Annotated in this window: 11 protein-coding genes and 1 other RNA gene; 5 read left to right on the top strand and 7 right to left on the bottom strand. The window is 36.6% G+C overall.

What is annotated here, in order from left to right:
• Nucleotides 1–171 precede the first annotated feature (171 nt).
• Nucleotides 172–1,083, top strand: a complete 912-nt coding sequence (locus BN3107_RS06390; RefSeq protein ID WP_058306784.1) for a VOC family protein — start codon at nucleotides 172–174, stop codon at nucleotides 1,081–1,083.
• Between the two features lie 164 nt (nucleotides 1,084–1,247).
• A complete protein-coding gene (locus BN3107_RS06385) occupies nucleotides 1,248–1,658 on the top strand; it encodes an LAGLIDADG family homing endonuclease (RefSeq protein WP_058306783.1) in 411 nt (136 codons plus the stop codon).
• A 365-nt stretch (nucleotides 1,659–2,023) separates the two neighbouring features.
• On the opposite strand, the gene ssrA is transcribed toward BN3107_RS06385, so the two are convergent.
• The 5 genes from ssrA to secG all read right to left on the bottom strand — a co-directional run bounded on the left by ssrA (nucleotide 2,024) and on the right by secG (nucleotide 6,675).
• Nucleotides 2,024–2,364, bottom strand: a transfer-messenger RNA (tmRNA) gene (gene ssrA / locus BN3107_RS19345).
• A 131-nt stretch (nucleotides 2,365–2,495) separates the two neighbouring features.
• On the bottom strand, nucleotides 2,496–2,960 hold the full coding sequence (gene smpB / locus BN3107_RS06380; protein WP_058306782.1) for an SsrA-binding protein SmpB: 465 nt from the start codon (nucleotides 2,958–2,960) through the stop codon (nucleotides 2,496–2,498).
• Nucleotides 2,961–3,070: 110 nt separating this feature from the next.
• A complete protein-coding gene (gene rnr / locus BN3107_RS06375) occupies nucleotides 3,071–5,344 on the bottom strand; it encodes a ribonuclease R (RefSeq protein WP_058306781.1) in 2,274 nt (757 codons plus the stop codon).
• A 43-nt stretch (nucleotides 5,345–5,387) separates the two neighbouring features.
• Nucleotides 5,388–6,128, bottom strand: a complete 741-nt coding sequence (locus BN3107_RS06370; protein WP_058306780.1) for an alpha/beta hydrolase — start codon at nucleotides 6,126–6,128, stop codon at nucleotides 5,388–5,390.
• A 316-nt stretch (nucleotides 6,129–6,444) separates the two neighbouring features.
• A complete protein-coding gene (secG, locus tag BN3107_RS06365; protein ID WP_058306779.1) occupies nucleotides 6,445–6,675 on the bottom strand; it encodes a preprotein translocase subunit SecG in 231 nt (76 codons plus the stop codon).
• Nucleotides 6,676–7,087: 412 nt separating this feature from the next.
• Between secG and BN3107_RS06360 the strand changes: the two genes are divergently transcribed.
• The 3 genes from BN3107_RS06360 (at nucleotide 7,088) to ptsP (ending at nucleotide 10,130) form a co-directional block, all read left to right on the top strand.
• Entirely contained in the window at nucleotides 7,088–8,026 is a 939-nt protein-coding gene (locus BN3107_RS06360) for an alpha/beta hydrolase (RefSeq protein ID WP_058306778.1), read from the top strand.
• A gap of 111 nt (nucleotides 8,027–8,137) precedes the next feature.
• Entirely contained in the window at nucleotides 8,138–8,407 is a 270-nt protein-coding gene (locus BN3107_RS06355; protein WP_018930942.1) for a phosphocarrier protein HPr, read from the top strand.
• Between the two features lie 7 nt (nucleotides 8,408–8,414).
• Nucleotides 8,415–10,130, top strand: a complete 1,716-nt coding sequence (gene ptsP, locus BN3107_RS06350) for a phosphoenolpyruvate--protein phosphotransferase (RefSeq protein WP_058306777.1) — start codon at nucleotides 8,415–8,417, stop codon at nucleotides 10,128–10,130.
• A gap of 50 nt (nucleotides 10,131–10,180) precedes the next feature.
• On the opposite strand, the gene BN3107_RS06345 is transcribed toward ptsP, so the two are convergent.
• Complete coding sequence (locus BN3107_RS06345) at nucleotides 10,181–10,819, bottom strand: HAD hydrolase-like protein (RefSeq protein WP_058306776.1); 639 nt, start codon at nucleotides 10,817–10,819, stop codon at nucleotides 10,181–10,183.
• Between the two features lie 72 nt (nucleotides 10,820–10,891).
• A complete protein-coding gene (locus tag BN3107_RS06340) occupies nucleotides 10,892–12,931 on the bottom strand; it encodes an iron ABC transporter permease (protein WP_082631245.1) in 2,040 nt (679 codons plus the stop codon).
• Nucleotide 12,932: the final 1 nt, after the last annotated feature.

Below are 12,932 nucleotides of genomic sequence, written 5' to 3'. Positions count from 1 at the left end.
CACCTTCTACAAATACTAAGTTTCTACATATTCATTACTTTATATAATATACGGTGTAATGATCATAGTCCAAAAAAATAGATTTTTGTAAATATATGTGAAAAATTTTGTTTGAAATGTGTTAAGGTAAGAACTATAAAATAAGACATTAATCTGGGAGGAGATTTTTTTATGAGCGAACAAAAAATTGTACCGCACTTATGGTTTAATAATGAAGCAAATGAAGCTGCACAATTCTATACATCGATTTTTCCCGATTCTAAGACTATTAGTAACACTACCATTCATGATACACCATCAGGGGATAGTGATCTTGTTTCTTTTAATCTAGCAGGATATTCATTTATGGCCATAAATGGAGGACCACATTTTACATTCAATCCTTCAATTTCTTTTTTTGTTAATTTTGATCCATCGAAAGATGAGAATGCAAGGGAAAACTTACTTCAACTTTGGGAAAAGTTGTCTCAAGATGGCACACCACTAATGCCTTTACAAGAGTACCCTTTCAGCAAATTATATGGCTGGATTCAAGATAAGTATGGTCTTACATGGCAATTGATCCTTACCAATCCAGATGGAGAAGACCGCCCATTTATTGTACCTTCTATGATGTTTGTTCAGGACGTATCCGGTAAAGCAGAAGAAGCCAGCGATTTTTATCTTTCGGTCTTCCATAATACAAGACGAGGTGAAATTGCTCGTTATCCTGCAGGTATGGAGCCTGAAAAGGAAGGAAATCTAATGTTTACAGATTTTACGTTAGAAAAACAATGGTTTGCAGCGATGGACAGTGCTCAATCCCATGACTTCACATTTAATGAAGCAGTCTCACTTTTAATTCAGTGTGACAACCAAGAAGAGATTGATTACTACTGGGAAAAGCTTTCCTCCGATCCAAACGCAGAACAATGTGGTTGGTTAAAAGATAAGTATGGTGTTTCTTGGCAAGTCTGGCCAAAAATTATGGCAGAAATGATAGCAAATGGATCAAGTGAACAAATGGAGCGAATAACTAAGGCGTTTTTGAAGATGAAAAAATTTGATATTGAGAAATTAGTAGAAGCTTATCAAAATAAATAAAATTAGGACTTTTATAATAAACTATAGTTTGTGAGAGCTAATCATAAGAAGTGAACTAGATATGTATGTTTTACTAACCATTTTGTATAAACCTCTCTTCTTTGTAGTAATATACATTGGTTGACTTACTTATACTTATTATTCATTATTTGGAGGTAAAAGTGATGGAGGTTCCAGAAGCTGCATATTTAGCTGGTATAATTGATGGTGAAGGTACTATCACACTTACTAGAATACACAAAAATGAATACAGAAGACCTTGTGTGACAATTGCTTCAACGGATCTTGAATTATTGGAATATTTGCAGACAATTACAAACGGAAATATCTTAAATAAAAAGAATTATAAACCTGATATATATAAGGATTCCTATATTTTAAGTATAAGAAAAAAAGTAGATGTTTTCTATACATTAACAGCTATTTTACCCTACCTTCGCATAGAACAAAAAAGAAAAAGAGCGGAATGGATTTTAAAATATTATGATATTGTTACAGTAAGAAATGGAAAATACACAAAAGAGAAATTAATTAAAAAAATAGATTTTAAAAATAATTTTTTCACTCTACTTTAATATGCGAATAATTAGTAAAAATCTTCATTTTTTTAATCCACAATAAAAAACCACCAATTATGTATTGGTGGAGACGGTGGGACGTGCTATTCCATGCTTTCGTCATGGCACTGACTATATCTTGAACCTGTTTAGTCTTAACAGGTTCTTCGGCGTATTATGCAAAATCAAGATTTACATTCGTATGCACGAAAGTAGTATTTTGCATCCTAGTACTACCCTAAAGGCAGCCTATAAGTCGATACACGGCTGTTGGATCACTCCACACACCGCTCGGTATTGCCTTATTACCAAAAAGGTAACGTAGGTTTCACCGATAAAGCCGAATTTTCACATATGTGTTACCACATAAGGCGACTAATTACTAATCGAACCCACGTCCAAGGATATCGTCACTCAGGCGTCTACACGCATAGTTGGTATATTGATAATTCGCTAGCTCTTCTGCCTACCAACAGGCGTCCGAGTAGCTAGTCTGATTAATCTCTTCTACAAATCCACAGACGGAGGATCGTAGCGTAGCCCACTAATAAGTGAGACCCTTCGATCTATCACATGGGCGATGATAGGAAGGATCCTTTAGGCAGTGCTTACGCAGCTGCTAAAGAGTAATTGTTTTCTTTGCCAGTTATTATTGGCGATAACGTTTTACGAGTCGTAACCTCGACGCGCAACCTGAGCTCGATCTACCCCTGTCGAATCCGGAACGTCCCCATATAAATATAGGGCATACGGACAAAAGCATTCAAGCTTACATTATTCAATTATAGATGTCCTGCCGATAAATTCATTATAACATATAGGATACAAATTTCAAGATAATACAACTGGTAAATACTAGTTCAAACGATCTTTGATTGCTCGGTCCATATCTCGTTTCGCTTGCTTTTGTTTTAAATCTTCACGTTTATCAAATTTCTTTTTACCTTTTCCAAGTCCAATTAATACTTTTGCAAAGCCATTTTTAATATATACTTTTAATGGAATAATCGAATAACCCGCCTGTTTACTCTCTCCGATTAATTTATCGATTTGCTTACGATGTAATAACAATTTTCGGGCTCTAGTTGGCTCATGGTTATAACGGTTACCTTGTTCATATGTTGATATATGCATGTTATTGATATATGCTTCCCCTTGCTTAATAGTGGCGAAACTATCCTTTAAGTTAACCCTTCCTGCCCTAATTGATTTGATCTCAGTACCTTGTAAAACTAACCCTGCTTCATAGGTTTCTTCTATAAAATAATCATGATTTGCTTTTTTGTTTTGTGCTATGACTCTACTTTGATTTTTTGCCATATCCGTTCCTCCTATTGTTACCGTGACACTTATTTTAACAAAAAAAAGAGAAACGTGCTAATCCTTATCTATAGTTCGAGAAAGAAAAAGCAGAAAAGCAAAAAGCTTCTCTACTTCTTCTTTTTCTTTCTACCACCGTTTTTCTTTTTCTTGCCATTGGATTTTTGTGATTTTTTTGCAGTCTTTTTTAATTTACTGTTATTTCGCTTCGTTTCGATAACTTTCCCTCTGGTTTGAGGTCGATTTTTTCTTGGTTTCATACCTAAGATTTCAAAATCAACTGCTCTTTCATCCAAGTTAACTTGCGCTACTTTTACCATAATCGCATCACCTACTTGAAATACATTTCCAGTACGTTCACCGATCATAGCATAAGCTTTTTCGTCAAAATGATAATAGTCATCTGTCAGATAACTTACATGTACAAGACCTTCTACTGTACTAGGAAGCTCTACAAACAGACCAAAATTAGTAACAGAACTAATGACGCCTTCGTATTCTTCACCAATTTTATCCTGCATGTACTCTGCTTTTTTCAAGTCATCTACTTCACGCTCTGCATCGACTGCTGCACGTTCTTTTAATGAAGCTTGTTTCGCGATATCTGGCATACGATCTTTCCAATGATTACGTGTTTTCGCATCTAATTTATTTTCAATTAAATAGGTGCGAATCAATCGATGCACCGTTAAGTCTGGATACCTTCTTATTGGCGATGTAAAATGGGTATAAAATTCTGTTGCCAATCCGAAGTGTCCAACTCCTTGTGGATCGTATTTCGCTTGTTTCATCGAACGTAACATAAGCTTAGAAATAATCATTTCCTCTTCGGCTCCAGCTACTTCATCCAATACATTTTGTAATGCTTGTGGATGTATTTCATTGGAAGAACCTTTAACAACATAACCGAACCTTGAGATAAACTCAAAGAACGTTTGTAATTTTGATGGATCCGGGTCCTCATGAATACGATGAATAAAAGGAACATCCATCCAATGGAAATGCTCAGCAATCGTTTCGTTTGCACATAACATAAATTCTTCAATTAAACGTTCACCCACTGAACGTTCGCGGATCACGACATCATTTGCTTTACCCTTGTCATCTACTAATACCTGTGCCTCTTTAAAGTCGAAATCAATCGCACCACGACCAAAACGCTTACCTCGTAATATTTCTGCAAGCTTCTCCATATCTTGAAACATCGGTACTAACGATGCATATCTTTCCATTGTTTCCTGGTCTTTATCAGCTAATATTTGGTTTACTGCTTTATATGTCATCCGCTCTGTTGTGTTAATTACTGCTTGAAAGATTTCGTGGTTGACCACTTCACCTTTCGTATTGATCTCCATATCACAACCAAGAACGAGTCGGTCTACTTGCGGGTTCAATGAACAAATACCGTTGGATAAGCGGTGTGGGATCATCGGTATCACGCGGTCAACTAAATAGGCACTCGTCCCCCGTTCTAATGCTTCACGATCAATAGGTGAACCTTCTTTGACATAATGCGTGACATCAGCAATATAAACACCTAATTTATAATTACCATTGTCTAATTTCTTCACGGTAACTGCATCATCTAAATCCTTGGCATCTGCACCATCAATGGTCACGATAACTTCATTTCGCAGATCGCGTCTATCCTTTATTTCCGATTCTGTTATTTCCTCGGAAATATTCTCCGCTTGCTCTAATACTTCTTGTGGGAAATCAATAGCAATGCCATTTTTATAAATGATCGATAATATGTCCATTCCTGGATCGTTTTTGTGACCAAGAATGTCAATTACTCTACCCTCAGCACTCATTCTACCTTCAGGAAACTTGGTGATCTCGACAATCACTTTATGACCACTTACGGCTCCCTTTGCTTCACCCTTTGGTACAAAAATATCATTTGGGATTCGTTTGTCATCCGCAATAACAAAGCCAAATGCTCCATTATCTTCATAGGTTCCGATCAGTTCTTTCATATTTCGCTCGATGATTCTGACTACGACGCCTTCTGCCCGTTTCCCATCATCATCCCGGCGATCAACACGAACAAAAACTTTATCACCATTCATAGCAGATGCTAAATCCGCATGGTTGAGATAAACATCTTCCATTGTCTCATCGTCTGGTAATAAAAAAGCAAATCCTTTTGCATGCATTTGGATCGTACCTCGGATTAGATTCATTTTTTCAGGTAATCCATAACGATTTTTTCGTGTGCGGATTAATTCTCCATTTTCTTCAAGTTGATTAAGTGTTTTAATTAGTTCCGTGAACTGATCTGCATCGTCTAACTCTAGTACATCCTCTAGTTCTTGAACAGATAGTGGTTTAGTTGCATTTTCATTAAAATACTCTAAAATTTGTTGTTGTAAATTTGCCATATTTACGCTTCACCTCTTTCTTCTTTTTTTGTTAGTATGGCTATTACCAATCAAGTGATGCGAGAAATTCTTCAACATCTTGGTGTAATTGGTCTTTATCTTTACTAAATGTAATGGCATGTCCTGCATTTTCATACCATTTAATATGCTTATTATCCGATTCTACATTCTCATAGATATAATCTGCACTTTTTGGATTAATCATTTGATCGTGAGTTGCTTGTGCAACAAATGTCGGCGTATAAAGCATATCGACATTTTCTTTCACTCTCGTGATCGACTTTTCAATTTGTTGAAATAGTTCTTTAGAATTAGTCAAAAGGTTTTCTACTTCCTCTTTGATCGTTTCTTCGTCCTTTTTTTCTAATTGCTTATACTCTTTTGCGAATTGTCTAAATCCAATCGTTAATTGTTCTTCATTATCAAAAAACATTGGAGAACACATGGTTATTACTCCTTTAATTGGATTATTGCATGCCAATCGTAAGCCTAGCACTCCTCCTAGTGATAATCCTGCAACTGCGATTTTTTGATATCCTTTTTCTTGTAAATGCTGATAGGCATCAAGTACGTCTTCCCACCACTGTTCAGCGGTTGCCTCAATTAATTCCTCCGGTGATTTTCCATGTCCTCGATATATCGGTGCATAGCATGTATATCCAATACTGTTTAAATGTCTTCCCAACATTCTGACATCTGCCGAGTGTCCAGTGAATCCATGTAATAGTAATACCGCACGTTCGTCTCCTTCAAACATAAAAGGTTGTGGTTGTTTCATTTTCATGGTTGGCTAACTCCTTCCTACCTAGTAAATATTTCTAAGTTTACTACATATTTATATTCTTTACTAAGAAAAGCGCAGAGCGCCCGAATAGAAACGTAGCGACTGGAGCGAATCGACTGAGATAAAGGAATCACGGTGAGCTTGCGAACCGATGATGACTTATCGTAGGGCGATTTCGTGAAGTCGCCTAGTTTCTGGGTGCTCGGAGCTAGACATCTGCGAATTTTCATACTTTCTTGCCTTTTAAAGAAAAACATCCTCTGCATGAGAGCTGAGGATGTTTTAATTGATGCTATTATATTGTCCTATTTCTGGATTATAATAAATACGCAATAGCAAATGTAAGAACAAACAGTAACACTCCGGTTACGATCGTTCCACGATGCAATACAGCATCGACACCTTTTGCTTTTTGTTTACCGAATAATTGTTCTGCTCCACCTGAAATTGCTCCAGATAGACCTGCGCTTTTTCCTGATTGTAATAATACAAATACAATTAAAACGATGGCATCAATAATTAATAAAGTCATTGCAACGGTTAACATGTTGCAAACCCCCCTTAGACGTACAAATACATATTAACAATGTAGCAAAAAGTATCATAAATAGCAAGAAGTTTTTCTAAATCTACCACCTTTATCATGGTATGATATATTTAAGTAGAGCAAAGGCATATTAATATTAAACTGCTGCGAAGTAAGAATTGTAAAGTCTCTTCACGGGAATTCATGTGCAGTTAACGGGAATTGTAAATTTCTTCACGGGAAATACCTTTCTGTAGACGGGAATTGTTTGCTTCTTCACGGGAATAAACGACAATTCCCGTGAAGAGCAGTATAATTCCCGTCTACAGCAGCACTTTTCCCGTGAAGAAGATCAGAAGTAACTTATCCACGTTAAACGAACTTACAAAAGAATCAATAATTCGCAGTTTGTTTCTACAAGGGGGTTAAGTACATGAATGAGGAGTCTTTTTGGTATCATACTAATGATCAGCATGAACTTTTTGTGAGGTGTTGGAAAAGATCGGTTGAACCAAAGGCAGTTGTGCAAATTGCTCATGGTATGGTTGAACATATTGAGAGGTATAACGAATTTGCTACATATTTGGCAGAACAAGGCTTTATTGTATACGGCCATGATCATAGAGGGCATGGAAGGACTGGTCAAAGAGCTGACAGTTTAGGTTTTTTTGGGGAAAGCAATGGATTTGAGAGAGTGGTTCAAGACTGTATTGAACTAACAGAACATATTAAGAAAAAGCATCCATCAATCCCTATTTTCCTCATTGGACATAGTATGGGATCTTTTATTAGTCGGCGCTATATCATGCAAAAACCAGAATATCTTAATGGCGTGATTTTAGTTGGTACGGGCTTTCAACCTTCAGCTTTACTTAAAATAGGAAAGCTGTTAGCAAAAACAATTGGTATAAAGAAAGAAAAATCATCACCTTCACCCTTTATGAATAACATTACCTTTTTTGGCTATAACAAAAAAACGGATCGTAAAACGTCATTAGATTGGTTATCTTCCAACCCACAAGAAATCAAAAAATATCAAAATGATCCTTTATGTGGTTTTGTACCAAGCATTCAATTTTTTTATGATTTTTACAATGGCATAGAAAACATTCAGTCAAAAGCATCCGCGAATAAAATACCAAAGGATCTTCCTTTATTATTACTAAGTGGTAAAGAAGACCCTGTTGGTCATTATGGCAAAGGGGTGGAAAAGACTGTTGCCTTTTATCAATTGCTTGGATTACAGTCTATTGAATGGCACTTATACAATCATAGTAGACATGAATTATTAAATGAAACGAATAAAACAGTAGCTTATCAAGATATTATTAAATGGTTAGATAGGCAAATTGCTTGTAAGAATAGCACTTAATACGTATAATTACCATGCTACACATGATTTCCCTTGAAATATGACCCATAAAAAGAGTAAAATTAAGTTGTAGTATTATCTAAAATCATATTATTTAGGAGGTTTTTTATTATGGCAGTAGAAAAAACAGTAACAATCACAGACGAGACAGGGGTTCACGCACGTCCAGCAACAGTACTAGTAAATAAAGCAGGTAGTTTCGCATCAGATATGAACTTAGAATATAACGGTAAGTCAATTAACCTTAAATCAATTATGGGTGTTATGTCTCTAGGTATCCCACAAGGTGCAGAAATTAAAATCGTTGCAGACGGATCAGACGAGCAAGAAGCACTAGATGCAGTGGTAGAAGTTATTAAATCAGAAGGTCTAGGAGAGTAATACTTAAATGAGTCAATTAACAGGAATAGCAGCATCAAACGGGATAGCTATAGCGAAAGCTTATAAATTAGCAATTCCCGACCTTTCTTTTGAAAAAAAGAAAGTAGAAGATACGAACAGTGAAGTAGACCGCTTAACAAAAGCATTAGATATTTCCAAAGCTGAATTGGAAAAAATCAAAGAGCATGCTCGCACCTCTTTAGGTGACGAGCATGCAGAAATTTTTTCAGCTCACTTATTAGTTCTAAGTGACCCTGAATTAATTAATCCTATTGAAGACAAGATCAAGTCAGATAATGTCAATGCTGAATTCGCATTAGATGAAACAGCACAAATGTTTATTCAAATGTTCGAAAACATGGAAAATGAGTACATGAGAGAACGTGCAGCAGATATTAAAGATGTAACCAAACGTGTTATGGCACATTTATTAGAGGTTTCATTCCCGAATCCTGCTTTAATAGATGAGCAAGTCGTTGTGATTGCTGAGGACTTAACACCATCTGATACGGCACAATTGAATAAACAATTTGTACAAGGGTTCACAACAAATATTGGTGGCCGTACATCGCATTCAGCTATTATGGCACGTTCCTTAGAAATTCCTGCAGTTGTCGGTACAAAAGATGTAACCGAACAAGTGAAACAAGGAGATATCTTAATTGTTGATGGCATCGATGGTAAAGTTATTATTAATCCATCTGAGGAACAAGTGAAATCCTATCAACAAAAACAAGAAGACTTCGAACAACAAAAACAGGAATGGGCGAAATTGAAAGACGAACCATCTGTTTCAAAAGATGGTCACCATGTAGAGCTTGTAGCCAACATCGGTACACCAAATGATGTCGAAGGTGTTTTAAACAATGGCAGCGAAGGTGTCGGCTTATATCGAACAGAATTTCTTTATATGGGTAAAAACGAACTGCCAACAGAAGATGAGCAATTTGATGCTTATAAATCTGTATTGGAACAAATGGGTGAAAAACCTGTTGTCGTTCGTACGCTTGATATTGGTGGCGATAAAGAGTTGCCATACCTTGAATTACCTGAAGAGATGAATCCTTTCCTCGGTTTCCGTGCCATTCGTTTATGTTTAGAACGTGATGATATTTTCCGTACACAATTACGTGCACTACTTCGTGCAAGTACATATGGAAATTTAAAAATCATGTTCCCTATGATTGCGACATTAGACGAGTTCCGTCAAGCAAAAGCAATCCTTTTAGAGGAAAAAGATAAACTGACAAACGAGGGTACAGAAGTATCTGATTCAATCGAAATCGGAATTATGGTGGAAATTCCTTCTACCGCAGTAATTGCTCGTCAATTTGCGAAAGAAGTTGACTTTTTCAGCATTGGAACTAACGATTTAATCCAATATACATTGGCTGCTGACCGTATGAACGAACGTGTTAGCTACTTGTATCAACCGTACCACCCTGCTATCCTAAACCTTGTCAATAATGTGATCGAGGCAGCGCATGCTGAAGGTAAATGGGCAGGTATGTGTGGAGAGATGGCTGGCGATTCGATTGCGATTCCAATTTTACTTGCGTTAGGTCTTGATGAATTTAGTATGAGTGCAACTTCTATTCTACCAGCTCGTACGCAAATCAAAGACTTATCGAAAGAGGAATTAGCTTCGTATAAAGAGCAACTTCTTAGCATGAATACAGCTGACGACGTAGAAACTTTTATACGTGAGAAAACTAAACAATAGTTATAATTAATCCCCTCTTGAATGATTTTTCAGAGGGGATTTTATAATTTTCAACCTATGATCGATAGAATTTCTTCTGGTGTATGCACCATATAATCCGGACTATGTTTTTCTATTACTTCTTGTGAATCATATCCCCAATCAACCCAGATCATACGGACATTCACTTTTTTACAAGCAATTATATCCCGTTCTTCATCCCCAATATAGGTTACTTGAGAAAAAGGTATGCGTTGTTCTCTCACAAATTTCCTTAATAATTTATCTTTTCCAAAAACACTGGTTGAGCTGTAAATCTTACTAACACTTGATATGTTATAGCGTTTTAAAATGATTGAAATATTTTCTTTTGAATTCGTAGAGATTATTCCAATCTCATACCCTCTGCCTTTTAAACTATCCATCAGTTCTTTTATGCCATTTATGATTTCGACTTCATCAATAGAGTCTCGGTATACAGAATAAAATTTTGGCATTAGAAATGGTATTTTAATTAATGGACACCTTAAAAATTCGCTTTTTGCCTTTAGAGATAATTGTCTAAAGGCTTCAATATCACTTAATTTCATTTCTCTGTAATTTGCTTTTCTTGCTAGCTTATTCCATCCCGCAATTAATGCTTTTTTAGAATCAACCATTGTGCCATCGAAATCAAAAATAATTGTTTTTGTAATTGTTACCACTTCCATTTAATTTGATAATTACATTATACCATATATTAACAAAGGATTATCCATCTTTTTAGATAGATAATCCTCTTGTTACATTTTCCACTTATTTGACCGATTCATTAGCCATAAAAAGTATGGCGCACCTATTATAGCGATAATAATACCTGAAGGAATTTCCTTAGGTACCAGCAGTGTACGGCTAAGAACATCCGCTATCATCAGAAATACGCCACCTAATAACGCAGATGTCATAAATAATTGTTTATGTGTTGGGCCTAAGAGCATACGGGCAACATGTGGAGCTATTAGCCCGACAAACCCAATCGTTCCAACAGTTGCGACACTTGCTGCAGCTACTATCGATGCCAACAAAGCTAAATAGAACCGAGTTTTTAACACAGGTAAACCTAAGCCTTTTGCTGTGTCATCTCCTAGTGCAAGTGTATGAATCCGATCACTAACTAAAAAGACGATTGGCACCAATATAATCAGAGGTCCGACAAGATAATATAATAATTCTGTCCAACTTTTAGCATAGGTTGTCCCTGAGAGCCATGTTAATGCAGAAGCAACCGCCATATCGGAACGTACTACAATGATTTGAATGATCGCTGAACCAAAAGCAGATACACCTATCCCTAATAATGCTAATAACGCTGGTTGAAAGTCTGCCCGATAAGCTAACACCATAACGATTAAGAAGGCTATAATTGCACCAGTAAATGCCCCCAACGGCACCCATACTGCTGAAATCGATCCGATATAAAGGAAGATTAATGCACCAACACCTGCACCGGAAGTGATCCCGATAACCGATGGATCTGCTAAAGGATTTCGTAAAACACCTTGGAAAATGTAACCACTGATCGCAAGTAAAATACCACTTCCAGCTGCTACGAGTAATCGAGGCAAACGCAAATCCAATGCCATATTCTGAATAAAAGTATCATTATTCAAAAATATTGCTTGAAACGTTTGGACTAATTGAATACCATTGTTTCCTGTCGATATCCCAATAAAAAGTGTCAACAAAGCTATCAATATCAGTGTAGGGACGACCAATTTTTGAAACTTGCTAGACTTTATCTGACCTGCTAATATACCTGTATCTTTACTGCTATAATTTTTGTTTTGTTTTTTCATAATCAAAAAGATTAACCATGGCGCACCAATAAATGCTGTAATCGCACCAACCGGTAACTCAGAGAACGTTGGATCTAAAATTCGTGCAAGTACATCTGCTCCTACTAAAACAATTGCCCCCCACAAAAAGGAACCTAAAATAACCATATAGTGTTTTTGAAAGCCAAGGAGTTTAATTAGATGAGGTGCGATGATTCCTACAAATCCAATTGGTCCTACTACACTGACAGTAACGGCGGTTAGAAAGACAGCTAACGTGATCGTTATCATTCTTGTTCGCTCTACATTTTGTCCTAGACCAGTAGCCACCTCTTCGCCTAATTGGAATAAATCAAGTGATCTTGCAATCAACAGCGAACCAATCACCCCTACGATAATAAAAGGATATGTAAATTGAACGCCATCCCAATTATTTTGAACTAATGTACCTGATCCCCATAAAAATAAACCGGCAGTTTCATTCTCAAAGAAAATCTGTAACATCGACGTAAATGCCGAAAACATCATAGTAACAACCATTCCTGCCAGCACCATTTTGACTGGGCTCGCGTTCGCTACGCCCGCTAATGTATAAACTAAGACAGCAGTCAAAATCCCACCAACAAATGCAATCAATAAACCACTCCATCCACTTGTTGCGGATATAAATACACTGGCAAATACAACAGCAAAATAAGACCCGGAGTGAATACCAAGAGTACTGGCAGAAGCGAGTGGATTTTTCGTAATTGTTTGTAATAATGCACCAGAAACTGCCAGTGCTCCACCAGCTAAAATACCTATAACAGCACGAGGCATTCGTAAATACCTTACAGTGTGGTGTTCTAATATATCTTTTGGAGCAAATATCGCTTCAAGTATAGTTTTAGGAGCGATTGATACGCTCCCTTGGTTCATATGTATAAAAACTAATAAAAGCAAAAGGACGGTTCCGCCCCCAAAGGTCAGAACCGTTCTTCCCATATATGTTTTGTTTTTTGTTACCATA

This window comes from Gracilibacillus massiliensis (assembly GCF_001458115.1).
Taxonomy (GTDB): Bacteria; Bacillota; Bacilli; order Bacillales; family Amphibacillaceae; genus Gracilibacillus; species Gracilibacillus massiliensis.
The sequence above is the reverse complement of the archived record's forward strand: the minus strand, read 5'-3'. Positions and strand labels throughout refer to the sequence as shown.